This window comes from Pseudomonas putida (assembly GCF_028682395.1).
GTDB classification, from domain to species: Bacteria; Pseudomonadota; Gammaproteobacteria; order Pseudomonadales; family Pseudomonadaceae; genus Aquipseudomonas; species Aquipseudomonas putida_AB.
On the sequence record NZ_JANHLC010000001.1, the window covers coordinates 1,088,004 to 1,102,310 of the forward strand.

The following is a 14,307-nucleotide window of genomic DNA, read 5'->3' on the forward strand; positions in this document are numbered from 1 at the left end:
GCAAAGAAATCCCGCCCCTAGCCACTCGCGCCTATCACTGGCCGTCGTCGAGGCGGCGCAGGTTGCCGATCACCGAGGCCAGGGCGCGATCAAACAGCAGCGTGTCGTCGATCAGCCGCGCCGTTCCCCTGCCCAACTCCAGCGCCAGCTCGGCCCTGGAGCGGTCCAGCACCTTCATGCCGCGGCGATTGACGAATACACAGCGGTCCTGCGGCTCGATAATTGCCGCCAGTTTGCAGCGCAACCGATTGTCCGGGTCCTCATCAATCTCGATCCACTGCCCCAGGCGCAACTGGTTGGCCAGGACCCAGCCGGCATCATCTTTGGCGAGCGGCGCCGGCACGACCGGCGGCGGCTCTGGCGCCGCCAGGACAATGGCCTCGTGCAGCTGGACCATCACCGGCGACTCTGCGGCAGGCAACGCACTGAAACGCTGGAAAACCTGCAGATGCAGGCTCTCCAACTGACTGAAAAACTCGCTGGTGGCAAAGGGATCAAATGCCGAACTGAGTAACCCCTCGCGCAACGCCTTGAGCAACTCGGGCAGCAATGCCAGCAAACGCTCACGAGCCTGTTGCTCAAGGTGCGGCTCGACGCTCCAGATCAGTTCATCCATGGTCCGCAGGCCAGCCAGCCATTGCGGCGAGTCCTCGCCATGCTTCAGGCAAATCAACAACAGGACCTTGCTCCACGCTTCCTCGAGCAGGCGCACCACCACCTGGGGCAGGGTTTTACCCAGCAGGCGCAAGTTCAATTGGCGTTGCACCGCCTGGCGCGCCAGCTCGGTCCGGGCCCGGCCGTCCTCGGCATCACGAATGCGCTGTTCCAGCAGTTCGCTGCGTCGACGCTCACTGGTGGTAAACGCCAGGAAGTCCGCCAGCAACTCGCCAAAAATCGCCGGGTCGTCGTCAAAATCATTGAGCAGGCGCTGCACCACCTGCTCGATACGGATGTACAGGCTGTCGCGCTGATTATCATCACGCGAACCCCAACCGAGCGCCGCCGAGGCGATTTCATTGAGCAGACGCCGCGCCGGGTGGTTGCCGCGGCTGAAGAAGCTCTTGTCCAGCACCGCGACCTTGAGCATGGGAATCTGCAAGCGCCCAATCAGCAGCTTGAGCGAGTCGGGCAGGTTGCGGTCGTCGAGCATGAACTCGAACAGCATCGCAATCAGGTTGATCACATCCTCATCGGCCACGCCGACAACCCGGGATTTGCCGCTTTTGACGCTGACCCGGGTCAGCAGTTGTTCGAGCTGCCCGCGCAGATCGAAATCATCCTGGGTCGTCGGCTCGGGCACGTACTGCTGCAAATGCGAGAGCAGGCGCAACAGGTCGCGGGTCGAGATCGGCTGGGTTTCAGCGCGCGCTTCCAGGCGTGGCGCCAGGCTGCCGCGCACATGCAGCAGCAGGCTTTGCAGTGCCGCGAACACTTGCTGCACGTTCTCGTCAGCGGGCGCCTCGGCGCTCGGCGGACTTTGCGCTGTGCCCGCATCCGCGCTGCGACTGGTGCGGTAGCGGGCAGGCCCCGCTGGCGCCGCCTTGAGTTCGGGCAGAACGCCGGTGGCGATCAGTAGCTGATTGGCCTCGGCATACAATTGGTCGGCATCACTGAGCACATATTTCTCGAACAGCTTGAGGATGATCAGTTTGACCTTGATCTCCACCCCCAGGTTGCGCCCGGCCTGCATAAAGTAGTCGCAGAGCATCGCCGGCCCCAGCGGATTGTGCTCGTCGTCAAGGTGGCGGCTGACCAGCGCGTCGAGACGGGCCGTCAACTGGCTCAGCGCCAGGCCATCGCGGCTCAGCACCTTGGCAACCATGGCGTCCAGTGCCACGGTGCGCTCCAACTCATCGTTGGACACCAAGGCCAGTTTCTCGAAGCTGAAACCGCCGCCCAGGGCAGGTTCAACGCGCGGAGACTGGCCCAGGTTGGCAAAGGCTTCGTAGAAGGTTTCGAGAAAGCCGCGCTCGATGCTTTTGCGCTTAAGGCGCAGGTCGCGCATGGCTTCGAAAAAGGTGTGCTGGTCGACATTGTTCAGGGCCCGGTCGGCCATCTCGAACAGGGTGTCGTCGGCATTGTCGAACAACGCCTGCAGAGCCTGCTTGAGCTGCAAGGCGGCCTTGTCGCGGACCTGCAGCAGCACCACGGGAAAACGGGCGAGCGGCGAAGGAATCGCCTGCTCGGCGATCCCTTCGTGCAAGGGCACCACTTTCCCGTCGTTTTGCATCCAGGCCTCCGCCGTGGCTGTTGTTTCCAGTCCATGTCAGCGCCGCGCATCAGCCACCGCGCGCGACCCTTTCCCGGCCTTGAAGGCTCTGGAATGGGCGGTTCGCAGGGGAAAGGCAGGGCTACGTCAAAGTCATGACGTCAAATACTAGGCGGATTATCTGGCAAAGTACTGGCTCTGCGCCAGCAGACAATGCATTTCCGTGAAAAAAACTGTCGAAAAGCCCGGGCGCCGAGCTGCCGACGGTTTGGCGTTCGCCCCCCGCCACCCCCTATAATCAGGCCACTTTGTTTGTGGAGCCCGTTATGCCGAATCTACGCCTCGCCGACCTCACCGCCGAAATCGAAGCCAATGTGCGTCGCGCCTTGCACGAAGACCTCGGCAATGGCGATATCACCGCGCAATTGATCCCCGCCGAACGCCTGGCCAAAGCCACCATCATTACCCGGGATCAAGCCGTGGTCTGCGGCACCGCCTGGGTCGATACGGTGTTCCGCCAACTCGATCCGCGTGTCGCGGTGCACTGGCAGGTCCGCGATGGCGAGCGGGTCAGCCCCAACCAGCCCCTTTTTCATCTCGAAGGCCCAGCCCGCTCCCTGCTCAGCGGCGAACGCAGCGCCTTGAACTTCCTGCAATTGCTGTCCGGCGTCGCGACCCGGGCCCAGTCCTTCGCCGATCACGTGGCCAGCACCCAGGTCAAACTGCTCGACACCCGAAAGACCCTGCCCGGCCTGCGCCTGGCACAGAAGTACGCGGTCACCTGCGGCGGCTGTCATAACCACCGCATCGGCCTTTATGACGCCTTCCTGATCAAGGAAAACCATATCGCGGCCTGCGGCGGTATCGCCCAGGCAGTCGCGGCAGCCCATCGCATTGCCCCAGGCAAGCCGGTGGAAGTCGAAGTGGAAAGCCTCGGCGAACTGACCCAAGCCCTGGAGGCCGGCGCCGATATCATCATGCTCGACGAACTGAGCCTCGCTGACATGCGCGAGGCCGTGCGCCTCACCGCCGGACGCGCCAAGCTCGAAGCCAGCGGCGGGATCAATGCCGACACCCTGCTGCCGATTGCCGAAACCGGCGTCGACTACATCTCCATCGGCGCCATGACCAAGGACGTCAAGGCCGTCGATCTGTCCATGCGCCTGAGCCTCTAAACCCAGCCCGCAGCCGCAGACCCGGTACGCGCCCCGCCCCGCTGGTGGCGCGCCTCGTGGGCCAGCAACCATTGCTTGGCGGGCAGGCCGCCACCAAAACCGGTCAAACTGCCATTGCTACCAATCACCCGATGACACGGCAGGATGATCGGGATGGGGTTGAGCCCGTTGGCCGCCCCGACTGCCCGGTTGGCCCGTGGGCGCTCGATCCGCTGGGACACCCGCGCATAGCTGGTGGTAACGCCGTAGGGAATTTCGGCGAGGGCATGCCAAACGTCCAGCTGGAAGGCGGTCCCGATCAGGTTGAGCTTGAGGTCAAAAGACTGCCGCGTGCCGGCGAAGTACTCCTCCAACTGGCGCATGGGCTCAATCAGATGCTGCGGCCCGTGACAGCACAGCTCCAGCAGCATCCGCGAGCGGTGTTCCTGCTCGAAGCGCACCTCGCGCAGGCCATTGTGGTCACCGGTCAGCACCAGCAACCCGACCGGCGAAGACATTTGTGCGTAGTAAATCGGCTCAGTATTCATGTGCGAGTTTTCCGTTGAGTAACCATCGCGCTGGCGGCGCGCCAAAGGTACATCACCGCATAAGCGCGCCAGGGTCGCCAATGCTCCGCCAAATGTTCCAGGGCCCGGGGCGTCAGGGGCTCGTGCGCACCCGCGGCCACACGCCGCAACACCAGATCGGCGGCGGGAAAGGCATCCGGGTGGTTCAAGACTCGCATGGCCATGTAATGCGCCGTCCAGGCACCGATCCCCGGCAAGGCCACCCAGCTTTCGACAAACGCCTCCAGCCGTTGCTCGCCCCCCAGTTCGAGGCGTCCATCGAGCAAGGCACGGGCAATGCCCTGAATCGTCGCGGCCCGCGCGCGGGTGATGCCCACGGCTATCAGATCGGCCTCCAGCAGGTGTTCGGGGCTGGGAAACAGTCGCGCCAAGCCGTCGCCATACGGCACCGGCAGCGCCTGGCCGTAGCGCTGCACCAGCCGCGAGGCCAGGGTTCGCGCTGCCGCCACACTGACCTGCTGACCCAGCACCGCACGCACGGCGATTTCGAACCCGTCCCAGCCGCCCGGCAGTCGCAGGCCCGGGTAGCGCTCGACCAGCGGTGCAAGCACCGGCGAAGCTCCCAAGGCAATAGCGATTGCCTGGGGCTGGGCATCGAGGTCAAACATCCGCCGAACCCGCGCGACCAGGCCCAACAGATGTTGCGCGGCCACCCCCTGCAACTCCAGCCGCAGGCTGTCCGTCGCGCCCGGCCAACGGCTGACCCGCAGCCAGCCCGGTGTCCCCTCCAGGTTGAAGACCCGCTGATAGCTATGGCTTTCCACGAACTCGACCCCCGGCAAGGCCCGATCACGTAAAAAACCTAGGAGGCCTTCGAAGTCGTAGGGCGGTCGATACCCCAGGCGCAGCACCAAAGCGGTGCCGCCATGGTTCAGGGGTCGACGACGAAGTTCACGGGGCGGGGCATGGTTGGCCTGGGCAAACGCCGCATTGAACCGCCGCAGACTTTGAAAACCCGCCGCCAATGCCACCTCGGTAATCGGCAATGCCGTCTCGGTCAGCAGTTGCTTGGCGAACAGCAACCGGCGCGTGGCATGCACGGCCATCGGCGGCGCACCCAAGTGCTCGACAAACAAACGACGCAACTGCCGGGCACCGATATCCAGGCGTGTCGCCAGGTCCTGCAATGAATGCTCGGCCAGAAAACCTTCGTCAATCAGCCGCAAGCCGCGCGCGACCCGTTGCTCCCCCCCCGAACACCCGATGCGATTGCCCGGTGCCAGCTCCGGACGGCAACGCAGGCAGGGGCGAAACCCCGCGCCTTCGGCAGCCGCCGCACTGGGGTAGTACACGACATTCGCGGCTTTCGGCGGGCGGGCCGGACAGACCGGCCGGCAGTAAATACCGGTGCTCAGCACGGCAGTAAAGAAGATCCCGTCAAAGCGCGCATCACGACTGAGCCGCGCTTTCTCGCAAATATCGATGGCCGGAAAATGAATCGGTTCAGGGCTGTTCATGGGCCAAGACTAGCATCGGCCAAGGCACCACTACTCGCCATTTTCGGACATCAATATGCCCGCTAAACACCCGAAAGCGGGGGCCTAAGTTGTGCCGCCCCCCCTCGAAGTCGAGAAACGCCGGGCGGCCAGCCTAAGCGCTTCGCTTGCGAGTGATCAGAACGATGGCATTACTCTGCCGTGATCGCTTGATACAGCTTCTGGCACTCATCCCACGAGAGATTGCGATCAACCACGGCTTTCAGACGAAGCCCTTTGTGCGGCGCTGGCTGTTAACTCGATGGGGTGATGTTCCCGATGCATGGGGACTCAACGATTGCCGGATCAGACTAACACTGGCCAGCGCGGCTTCGAGTCAGGCCATTCTGGCTTGCCCCGACAAAGGCCGCGGCTCGCTCGTATCCCCAAGCCACATTTGTTGCCCGCGATCGGGGAGGCAACGCATCAAACAACAGTGCCCGGCGGGTTTCTTCGGGCCCCATGACACACCTTGGCACTGCATAAATCGATCGACTGGTGCCGGAGATAGGAATCGAACCTACGACCTTCGCGTTACGAGTGCGCTGCTCTACCGACTGAGCTACACCGGCGTCGACGTTAACGCTAGCATCGGTGCCCAGAGGTCACAAGTCAGGGGTGTTTCTGGGCAATAACGCCCTGGGCCCAGAAGCGTGGCTGGAAGTGCCCGCCAAAATCCCGGGCGTATTGTTCATTGCGCTCCTGCAGATGGGGCACATCGCGGAGTACCACCCACACCAGTAGCGCCACCGCCGCCACGCTGACAAAGCGGCCACTCCAGCGCAACGCCGAACCCACCGCCGCCGGCTCGGAGCTCCAACGATGCAACCCCAGCAGCCAGCCCACCACCAGCGCCAGCCATAGCTGCGAGTACGGCATCACGATCACGCCATCGACCATGGATTGGGTCAGGGCGCCGACCAGACTGGCAAACAGACACAGGCGCAGCAAATCGGCCGGCTCTTGGGAGTCGGCCTTTTCGCGGATCAGACGTATCGTCGCGAACAGCCCCCGCAGCACCAGCCAGGCCACGCACAGCGCCGACGGCCCCCCCCACTCACTGGCCCATTGCAGTACCGCCTGGTGCGGGTGGGCGGCAATAGGGTTGGCGATATCGGCGAAATGCATCGGCCCGAAGCCCAGCCAGGGGCGCTCGCGGATCATGTCCCAGGCCTGCTGCCAGATGATTTCGCGCAACGATAGGGAACTGTTCAGACGGTCGCCGGCAAAGTTCAGAATCCGTAACCCCAGATAATCCGCGACGACACCGAACAACAGCCAGAACGACAAGACTCCAACCAAAGCCGTCATCAGTTGCCAACGCACCCAGCGCCGTCCAGAAGCGCCCAGAAAAAACAGTACGCTCGCCGCGACCATCATTCCCAGCCAACTGCCGCGGGTACCACCAGAGACGACAAGAAACCACCAACTAGCAAGCAGGGTGAAAGCACCGATCTTGATGGCCTTCCTTATAGGAAAAATAAGTAACGGAAAGACTAATAACGGGAGAGTAAGCGTCTGAAACTGGCCATAAAAACGCTTATTGGAAAACCCTTCAAGCAACAGGTCCGTATCGGCGATCGCCTCACCGCTTGAAAAGGCACTCAAAACGCTGGCCAGAAACTGCACACTTTTAATGCTGCAAAGCAGACAAACAAAAACAACCAACAATCTATCCATCGAATCACCGCCCCGGATTCGACTCTGGAAAAAAAACAACCCAATGGCGCAGCTCGTCACGGCCAGAGCTAGCTCAACCATTGCCCACACTGGTTGTCTGGCCGCTAGACAAGAGAACAGTCCAAGCACAAAAACCAAAGAAAAAACAACGCGCGTCCCGGTATCAAAATACGCTGCAGCCGCGCCTGAAAAGCTGTGTTTCAACAGATAAAAAACGGCCATTACGCCGATAACAACCTGAACGATACGCTGCGCATCATGCCCACTAAACGTCGAGACAACAGACAAAATCAGCAGGCAAAAACTTACAATGAAATAGCTCCGACTTTCAGCGATGGCGGGTATTTTCATAAGTGGCCTTGGCCAGTTGAAGAGTCAAAGAAAAACCCCCGCTAAAAGCGGGGGCTGTATTCAACTATCTGCTTCTAACTAGCTACCGCGGCAGCTGCTCGGACGATACTTGGCATCTACCGTACCACCGCACGTCCACACTAGTACTTTCGTCGTTGCATCTGCTGCCGGAGTCAGCGTGATGGTCGTGCTGCCCAATGCCGTGTTGGCACTGTTGCCTGCCGTCGCAGTAATAACACCACTGCCACCGATAGCGACACTGGCAGTGTATTTGCCAGCAGCCCCGGCATAGCCCGCATCGGTGTTACTGGTTGGGAAGGCGCCCTTGGTTTGATAGTACTCAGTAACGGCAACCTTGGCACCATCCGTCAGCGCCATCATTTCAGAAACCTGCGCACGGATTGTGTAGTCCTGATAAGCCGGCAATGCCACTGCAGCCAGAATACCGACGATCGCAACCACGATCATCAGCTCAATCAAGGTAAAACCTTTTTGAACTTTCATATATTGTCTCCAAACGGGGGAAGGCCCTATGACCTGATACCGTCTCAGCACAGGTCGTGCCAACCCTCATCCTTCAATGCCACAAGCCTGAAAGCAACGCCGATGCAACAGTCAACTGCTCTAGAACAACAAAACATGACATTTTTTGTCACTCGCTTTTTGCCGATTTGGCACCACTGCCCGACTAGGCTATAAGACTCGAACTGATTGTGTCTGGTGCTCAAATGAATGATATCGCCCTCTCCGGCCTCGCCAAGCAATTGGTGCTCGCCGAACTGCTCACTGAAAAAAGCGCTCAGCAGGCGTATCAACAAGCCCAACGCAACCGAGTCTCCCTGGTTAGCTATCTGGTTCAGAACAAACTGGTCAAAAGCCGCCAGGTCGCAGAGATCGCTTCCGAACACTTTGGTGTGGCGTTTCTCGATCTGAGCAACCTCGACAGGGAGAGCCAACCCAAGGGCCTAATCAGCGAAAAACTGATGCGCCAGCATCAAGTGCTGCCGCTCTGGCGCCGGGGCAACAAGCTGTTTGTCGGGATCAGCGATCCATCCAATCACCAGGCCATCAAGGACATCCAGTTCAGCACCGGCCTGACCACCGAAGCAATCCTGGTCGAGGACGATAAACTCAGCGACGCCATCGACAAGTTTTTCGACAGTACGACCACTGGCCTGGAAGACATGGGCGATGTCGACCTCGATGGCGTGGAAATCGAGTCCGGTGAAGACCGCCGCAACGACCCTATCGCCGGCCAGGATGCCGACGATGCCCCCGTGGTGCGTTTCGTCAACAAGATGCTGCTCGATGCAATCAAGGGCGGCTCGTCCGACTTGCACTTCGAGCCCTACGAAAAAGTCTATCGGGTCCGTCTGCGCACCGACGGCATCCTGCGCGAAGTCGCCAAGCCGCCGCCCCATCTGGGCCCCCGTATTGCCGCTCGCCTCAAGGTCATGGCCAGCCTGGATATCTCCGAGCGGCGCAAGCCCCAGGATGGGCGGATCAAGATGCGGATCTCGAAAACCAAGTCCATCGACTTTCGGGTCAACACCCTGCCCACCCTGTGGGGCGAGAAGATCGTGATGCGGATCCTCGATCCGTCCAGCGCACAGATGGGCATCGATGCACTGGGTTACGAGCCTGAACAGAAAGCCCTGTACCTGGCGGCCCTCAAACAACCCCAGGGCATGATCCTGGTGACGGGTCCGACCGGCTCGGGGAAAACCGTCTCGCTCTACACCGGGATCAATATCCTCAATACCGTCGATATCAATATTTCCACCGCGGAAGATCCGGTGGAAATCAATATGGAAGGCATCAACCAGGTCAACGTCAACCCAAAGCAGGGGCTGGATTTCGCCCAGGCATTGCGCTCGTTCCTGCGTCAGGATCCGGATGTGATCATGGTCGGCGAAATTCGTGACCTGGAAACCGCCGAGATCGCGATCAAGGCCGCGCAAACCGGCCATATGGTGCTCTCCACCCTGCACACCAACAGCGCCGCGGAAACCTTGGTGCGCCTGCACAACATGGGCGTGGCCGGCTTCAATATCGCCACCTCGATCAACCTGATCATCGCCCAGCGCCTGGCCCGCAAACTGTGCAACCACTGCAAGAAGGCAATCGCCATTCCCGAAGAGGCGCTCCTCAAGGAAGGCTTCCCGGCCCAGCGTATCGGCACTTTCACCGTCTACGAACCACAGGGTTGCGAGCTGTGCAACCACGGTTACAAAGGCCGGATCGGGATTTACGAGGTGGTCAAGAACACGCCTGAGCTACAGCGCCTGATCATGGCCGAGGGTAACTCCATCGACATCGCCACGCAGATGCGCAAGGACGGCTTCGATGACTTGCGCACCTCCGGGCTAAGCAAGGTCATGCAGGGTGTGACCAGCCTCGAGGAAGTCAACCGGGTAACCAAGGACTGAATATGGCGAGCAAACCGGTAAAGATCAGCACATATACGTGGGAAGGCACCGACCGCAAGGGCACCAAGATTTCCGGCGAACTGAGCGGCCACAATCCGGCGCTGGTCAAGGCCCAGTTGCGCAAGCAGGGGATCAACCCCGGCAAGGTCCGCAAGAAAGGCCTCTCGCTGTTCAACTCCGGCAAACGTATCAAACCGTTGGATATCGCCCTGTTCACCCGGCAGATGGCGACCATGATGAAGGCCGGCGTACCGCTGTTGCAGTCCTTTGACATCATTGCCGAGGGCTTCGACAACCCCAATATGCGCAAGCTGGTCGACGAGGTAAAACAGGAGGTCGCGGCCGGCAACAGCTTCGCTTCGGCCTTACGCAACAAACCGCAATATTTCGACGAACTGTATTGCAACCTGGTGGATGCCGGTGAGCAGGCCGGCGCCCTGGAGAGCCTGCTGGCCCGGGTCGCGACCTACAAGGAAAAAACCGAAGCGCTCAAGGCCAAGATCAAGAAAGCCATGACCTATCCCATCGCGGTAGTCATCGTGGCGATCATTGTAACGGCCATCCTTCTGATCAAGGTGGTCCCGCAGTTCGAAGCGATTTTCGCCAACTTCGGCGCCGAACTTCCGGGCTTTACCCTGTTGGTCATTGCTGTGTCTCAGATCCTGCAGGAGTGGTGGTGGGTCGTGCTCGCCGCCATGGTGGGCGCGGGCTACGCCCTCAAGCAGGCGCACAGGAAATCCGCCCGTTTTCGTGACTGGCTCGATCGCACCTTACTGAAGCTACCAATCATTGGCAGCCTGCTGTACAAGTCCGCCGTGGCGCGCTATGCCCGCACACTATCGACCACTTTTGCCGCAGGCGTACCGCTGGTGGAAGCACTCGACTCGGTGGCCGGTGCCACGGGCAACGTGGTCTTCAGAAATGCCGTGAACCGCGTCAAGCAGGATGTTTCCACCGGCATGCAGCTGAACTTCTCCATGCGCACCACCGGTGTCTTCCCGACCATGGCAATCCAAATGACGGCCATCGGTGAAGAATCCGGCGCCCTGGACGATATGCTCGACAAGGTCGCGACCTACTACGAGGAAGAGGTCGACAACCTGGTCAGCACCCTGACGACCCTGATGGAGCCCTTGATCATGGCCGTACTCGGCGTCATCGTCGGCGGCCTGGTGATCGCCATGTACCTCCCCATCTTCAAGCTTGGCCAAGTGGTTTAGACATGACCCTGATCGACTTTCTGGCCAGCCATGCGCTGGCCTTTGTTTTATCCGTTGCGCTGCTCGGCCTGATTGTCGGTAGTTTTCTCAATGTCGTGGTCTGGCGTCTGCCCAAGATGCTCGAGCGCGACTGGCGCGAACAGGCTCGCGAAGTCCTCGGGCTTGCCGCCGAACCGGCCTCGCTGACGGCTTCGCCCACCTACAACCTGCTGCTGCCCAACTCCCAGTGCCCCCATTGCGCCCATGAAATCCGCCCCTGGGAAAACCTGCCGCTGCTCAGCTATCTGCTATTGCGGGGCAAATGTTCCAGTTGCAAGGCCCCCATCAGTGCGCGCTACCCGGTCACCGAAGTGCTCTGCGCCGCGTTGTCGGGCTTCCTGGCTTGGCACTTCGGTCTTGGCTGGCCGCTGGCAGCCATGCTGCTGCTGAGCTGGGGCCTCCTGGCCATGAGCCTGATCGACGCGGAACACCAACTGCTACCCGACGTGCTGGTGCTACCGTTGCTCTGGCTAGGCCTGATCGTCAACAGCTTCGGGCTGTTCACCTCCCTGAGCGACGCGCTGTGGGGCGCTGTGGCCGGCTATTTGAGCCTGTGGTCGGTGTTCTGGCTGTTCAAACTGGTCACCGGCAAGGACGGCATGGGCCATGGCGACTTCAAGTTGCTGGCCCTGCTCGGTGCCTGGGGCGGCTGGCAGATTCTGCCACTGACGATCTTGCTGTCATCCTTGGTCGGCGCCGTGCTGGGGCTGATTCTGTTGCGCCTGCGCGACGCCAGCACCTCGACCCCCATCCCTTTCGGCCCCTATCTGGCGCTGGCCGGCTGGATTGCCTTGCTCTGGGGTGGTCAAATAACCGACTCCTATTTGCAGTTTGCCGGTTTTCGATGAATACCCCTGATTTCAAACCCTGGATCCTTGGCCTGACGGGCGGGATCGGCAGTGGCAAGAGCGCTGCGGCGCAGCACTTTATCGACCTGGGCGTGCACCTGGTGGACGCCGACCACGCTGCCCGCTGGGTGGTCGAGCCTGGCCGTCCGGCATTGGCCAAAATTGCCGAGCACTTCGGGCCTGGCGTGATCCAGGCCGATGGCCAACTTGACCGCAGTGCCTTGCGCGCCCTGATTTTCGAGCACCCCGAGCAACGTCGCTGGCTGGAAGCCCTGCTGCACCCGCTGATTGGCGAAGAGATCGTCAACAACCTGGCCCAGGCCCGTTCGCCCTACGCCATTTTGGTATCGCCTTTATTGGTTGAGTCCGGGCAATCGCGCCTGACCCAACGGATCCTGGTGATCGACGCGCCCGAACCATTGCAGGTCCAGCGCACACTGCTACGCGACCAGACGAGCGAGGCGCAGGTCCAGGCCATTCTCAAGGCCCAGGCCAGCCGCGAAGAACGCCTGCGCCATGCCCAGGACGTGGTGGTCAACGACCGTGACCTGAGCTGGCTACACAGCGAAGTCGAACGCCTGCATCACTTTTATCTTACTTTGCGTGGAGGCCAATCATGAGCCAGACCCTGACCGTTGAATGCCCGACCTGTGGCGCCCCCGTTGAATGGAAGAGCGAGAACAGCACCCGCCCGTTCTGCTCGGACCGCTGCAAACTGATCGACCTGGGTGCCTGGGCCGCGGAAGAACACAAGATCCCGGTCAGCCCGGATGCCGAAGACGACCTGTTCTCCGAAGAGTTGCCGCCGCGCGCGCACTGATTCGAAGGATTGGCCTTGAACCCGTAGGCGCGAGCGCGCGTCTACGGGTATTGATCAGGGCCGCATAAAGCCGTAATCCTGTTCATCGTCGAGGTTCTCGGCGAGAAACTGCAACTCGTCCGCCAGGTCCTCGACACTGCGCAACCCCTTGCTCTGCTGGACCACCGCACTGAGCAGCGCACGTAACCCCAGGCCCGGCTCGAAGCCCGCCGCCTGCGCCGCATCGACACTCGCACGCACTTCCTGCCGCGCCCATTCGTAGACACTCATAACCCTGCTCCCGTTTTTTCCAGAGCATGGCTGCGTGCCAGCAACGAGCATTTGATATGGATCAACGCGGCTCGTCGTCCTTCCACGGCGCCGACAGGTAACGCGTACGGTTGAAGGTTTCCAGCCAATGCGGGCAAAACACCACCAAGGCGCTGACCAGCATCCCGTTGATAAACGCCTCGGGGAAAATGATCAGCCACAGATAGCCGGCAAAATCCTCCAGCCATTCCGGCATCGCAAAACGCTCATCCAGCCACAGCAGGCCCAGGGTCGCCAGTAGGCACAGCAAGGCCGCCAGCGCCGCGGCAAAAAAACCCGAGCAGAAGATATAGACAAACGGATTGCGCGGCTGCGCACGCTCCACCCAATGGGCACACACCTCGGTCACCAGCACCGGCAGCAGGATCAACAGGCTGCCATTGACCCCCATCGCGGCCAGGTCCTGGCGGCCGAGCAGGACCAGCCCCAATTGGGCGACGAGCCCGCCGACAATCGCCAGCGGCCAATCGAGCAACAGAGTGACCGCTGTCATGCCGATAAAGTGATAGGACACACCGGTATCGAAATCGCGGCGCACCAGCCAGAGCAGAAACAGCACCAAGACCGTACCGCACAGCACATGCTGGCGATGGCTATCGGCAAACAGCTCGACCCAAGGCGCGCGCCAGGCCGCCCAGAGCAGTACGGGCAGATACAGCAGCCAGCCCAGCACCAGGCTGGTGTCCGACAGCAACTCGGCGCCGATCATGGCTGCGCCTGCTCCAGCGCCTCGCGTAGCGCCTTGGCACTGGCATACTCACGCTGCTCGACCAGTCGCCCCGCGCGCAGTTGCAGCCAGAGCACCTTGTCTTCGGCGCCCGGATAACGACTGGCAACGCGTCCGTCACGATCGAGCATGACGCGATAGCTGTAGGCGCGCATCGCCGGTACCGCAAACAGGCTGGCGATTACCCGGGGCATGCGCTGGATATCGGCGACAAACACTGCATGACGTGCCTGCAGATACCCCTCGGGGCGCTCCAGCAGCGCCCTGTCGAGCAGCTTGGCGGCGTCCATGCCACGCGCTACCAGCAGGATCTCGACCTGATCGTCGAGGCTCAGGGCCTGGTCGTATTGATCGAGCAGGGTCCAGGGCGCCAGGCGCTCACCCGTTTCCAGCGCCTGGGCCCACAAGGGCATCAAACTCAGTATGACCAGCGACCAGAACTTCACGCGATGCTCCTCG

The 14,307-nt window shown here is 61.2% G+C and carries 14 protein-coding genes and 1 tRNA gene; 6 read left to right on the top strand and 9 right to left on the bottom strand.

The window, feature by feature from the left end; translation table 11 throughout:
* Window positions 1–34: 34 nt before the first annotated feature.
* Window positions 35–2,230 (bottom strand): DUF1631 domain-containing protein, encoded by a 2,196-nt coding sequence (locus tag NPS46_RS05105; RefSeq protein ID WP_274105322.1) that lies wholly within the window; start codon window positions 2,228–2,230, stop codon window positions 35–37.
* Between the two features lie 305 nt (window positions 2,231–2,535).
* On the opposite strand from NPS46_RS05105, the gene nadC reads away from it, so the two are divergent.
* Window positions 2,536–3,384 (top strand): carboxylating nicotinate-nucleotide diphosphorylase, encoded by an 849-nt coding sequence (gene nadC / locus NPS46_RS05110; protein ID WP_274105323.1) that lies wholly within the window; start codon window positions 2,536–2,538, stop codon window positions 3,382–3,384.
* Here the strand turns inward: nadC and NPS46_RS05115 are convergent.
* From NPS46_RS05115 to NPS46_RS05135, 5 genes are all read right to left on the bottom strand, one after another.
* Window positions 3,381–3,911 carry a methylated-DNA--[protein]-cysteine S-methyltransferase gene (locus NPS46_RS05115; protein WP_274105324.1) on the bottom strand — a complete coding sequence of 177 codons (531 nt, stop codon included), beginning with the start codon at window positions 3,909–3,911 and terminating at the stop codon, window positions 3,381–3,383. The two genes, nadC and NPS46_RS05115, sit on opposite strands and share 4 nt — an antisense overlap.
* Window positions 3,908–5,407: a DNA-3-methyladenine glycosylase 2 gene (locus tag NPS46_RS05120; RefSeq protein ID WP_274105325.1), complete on the bottom strand. Its 1,500-nt coding sequence runs from the start codon at window positions 5,405–5,407 to the stop codon at window positions 3,908–3,910. The genes NPS46_RS05115 and NPS46_RS05120 overlap by 4 nt, the downstream gene beginning before the upstream one ends.
* A gap of 514 nt (window positions 5,408–5,921) precedes the next feature.
* Window positions 5,922–5,997 (bottom strand) — tRNA-Thr (locus tag NPS46_RS05125).
* Window positions 5,998–6,037: 40 nt separating this feature from the next.
* Window positions 6,038–7,456 carry an O-antigen ligase family protein gene (locus NPS46_RS05130; protein ID WP_274105326.1) on the bottom strand — a complete coding sequence of 473 codons (1,419 nt, stop codon included), beginning with the start codon at window positions 7,454–7,456 and terminating at the stop codon, window positions 6,038–6,040.
* A 78-nt stretch (window positions 7,457–7,534) separates the two neighbouring features.
* Window positions 7,535–7,960 carry a pilin gene (locus NPS46_RS05135; RefSeq protein ID WP_274105327.1) on the bottom strand — a complete coding sequence of 142 codons (426 nt, stop codon included), beginning with the start codon at window positions 7,958–7,960 and terminating at the stop codon, window positions 7,535–7,537.
* 224 nt (window positions 7,961–8,184) lie between these two features.
* Between NPS46_RS05135 and pilB the strand changes: the two genes are divergently transcribed.
* The 5 genes from pilB to yacG are packed head-to-tail and all read left to right on the top strand — an operon-like array spanning window position 8,185 to window position 12,812.
* Window positions 8,185–9,885: a type IV-A pilus assembly ATPase PilB gene (gene pilB / locus NPS46_RS05140; RefSeq protein WP_274105328.1), complete on the top strand. Its 1,701-nt coding sequence runs from the start codon at window positions 8,185–8,187 to the stop codon at window positions 9,883–9,885.
* A 2-nt stretch (window positions 9,886–9,887) separates the two neighbouring features.
* Window positions 9,888–11,105, top strand: coding sequence for a type II secretion system F family protein (locus tag NPS46_RS05145; RefSeq protein ID WP_274105329.1), 1,218 nt, complete (start codon window positions 9,888–9,890; stop codon window positions 11,103–11,105).
* 2 nt (window positions 11,106–11,107) lie between these two features.
* Complete coding sequence (locus NPS46_RS05150) at window positions 11,108–11,992, top strand: prepilin peptidase (RefSeq protein WP_274105330.1); 885 nt, start codon at window positions 11,108–11,110, stop codon at window positions 11,990–11,992.
* Window positions 11,989–12,612, top strand: a complete 624-nt coding sequence (gene coaE, locus NPS46_RS05155) for a dephospho-CoA kinase (protein WP_274105331.1) — start codon at window positions 11,989–11,991, stop codon at window positions 12,610–12,612. The genes NPS46_RS05150 and coaE overlap by 4 nt, the downstream gene beginning before the upstream one ends.
* Window positions 12,609–12,812 (top strand): DNA gyrase inhibitor YacG, encoded by a 204-nt coding sequence (yacG, locus tag NPS46_RS05160; protein ID WP_274105332.1) that lies wholly within the window; start codon window positions 12,609–12,611, stop codon window positions 12,810–12,812. The genes coaE and yacG overlap by 4 nt, the downstream gene beginning before the upstream one ends.
* Window positions 12,813–12,866: 54 nt before the next feature.
* Here the strand turns inward: yacG and NPS46_RS05165 are convergent, their stop codons facing one another.
* The 3 genes from NPS46_RS05165 to NPS46_RS05175 all read right to left on the bottom strand — a co-directional run bounded on the left by NPS46_RS05165 (window position 12,867) and on the right by NPS46_RS05175 (window position 14,294).
* Complete coding sequence (locus tag NPS46_RS05165) at window positions 12,867–13,082, bottom strand: hypothetical protein (RefSeq protein ID WP_274105333.1); 216 nt, start codon at window positions 13,080–13,082, stop codon at window positions 12,867–12,869.
* Window positions 13,083–13,143: 61 nt separating this feature from the next.
* Complete coding sequence (locus tag NPS46_RS05170; RefSeq protein ID WP_274105334.1) at window positions 13,144–13,830, bottom strand: energy-coupling factor ABC transporter permease; 687 nt, start codon at window positions 13,828–13,830, stop codon at window positions 13,144–13,146.
* The gene (locus NPS46_RS05175) at window positions 13,827–14,294 is read right to left on the bottom strand and encodes an FAD/FMN-containing dehydrogenase (RefSeq protein WP_274105335.1); all 468 of its coding nucleotides are present in this window, start codon (window positions 14,292–14,294) and stop codon (window positions 13,827–13,829) included. Before NPS46_RS05175 ends, NPS46_RS05170 begins: the two co-directional genes overlap by 4 nt.
* Window positions 14,295–14,307 lie beyond the last annotated feature (13 nt).

What these genes read in the sequence shown, in the direction of transcription:
- NPS46_RS05105 (WP_274105322.1), bottom strand. Translation starts at nt 2,230, where the DNA reads ATGCAAAACGACGGGAAAGTGGTGCCCTTGCACGAAGGGATCGCCGAG.
- NPS46_RS05130 (WP_274105326.1), bottom strand. Translation starts at nt 7,456, where the DNA reads ATGAAAATACCCGCCATCGCTGAAAGTCGGAGCTATTTCATTGTAAGT.
- NPS46_RS05165 (WP_274105333.1), bottom strand. Translation starts at nt 13,082, where the DNA reads ATGAGTGTCTACGAATGGGCGCGGCAGGAAGTGCGTGCGAGTGTCGAT.
- yacG (WP_274105332.1), top strand. Translation starts at nt 12,609, where the DNA reads ATGAGCCAGACCCTGACCGTTGAATGCCCGACCTGTGGCGCCCCCGTT.
- NPS46_RS05115 (WP_274105324.1), bottom strand. Translation starts at nt 3,911, where the DNA reads ATGAATACTGAGCCGATTTACTACGCACAAATGTCTTCGCCGGTCGGG.
- NPS46_RS05145 (WP_274105329.1), top strand. Translation starts at nt 9,888, where the DNA reads ATGGCGAGCAAACCGGTAAAGATCAGCACATATACGTGGGAAGGCACC.
- NPS46_RS05120 (WP_274105325.1), bottom strand. Translation starts at nt 5,407, where the DNA reads ATGAACAGCCCTGAACCGATTCATTTTCCGGCCATCGATATTTGCGAG.
- pilB (WP_274105328.1), top strand. Translation starts at nt 8,185, where the DNA reads ATGAATGATATCGCCCTCTCCGGCCTCGCCAAGCAATTGGTGCTCGCC.
- coaE (WP_274105331.1), top strand. Translation starts at nt 11,989, where the DNA reads ATGAATACCCCTGATTTCAAACCCTGGATCCTTGGCCTGACGGGCGGG.
- NPS46_RS05150 (WP_274105330.1), top strand. Translation starts at nt 11,108, where the DNA reads ATGACCCTGATCGACTTTCTGGCCAGCCATGCGCTGGCCTTTGTTTTA.
- NPS46_RS05135 (WP_274105327.1), bottom strand. Translation starts at nt 7,960, where the DNA reads ATGAAAGTTCAAAAAGGTTTTACCTTGATTGAGCTGATGATCGTGGTT.
- nadC (WP_274105323.1), top strand. Translation starts at nt 2,536, where the DNA reads ATGCCGAATCTACGCCTCGCCGACCTCACCGCCGAAATCGAAGCCAAT.
- NPS46_RS05170 (WP_274105334.1), bottom strand. Translation starts at nt 13,830, where the DNA reads ATGATCGGCGCCGAGTTGCTGTCGGACACCAGCCTGGTGCTGGGCTGG.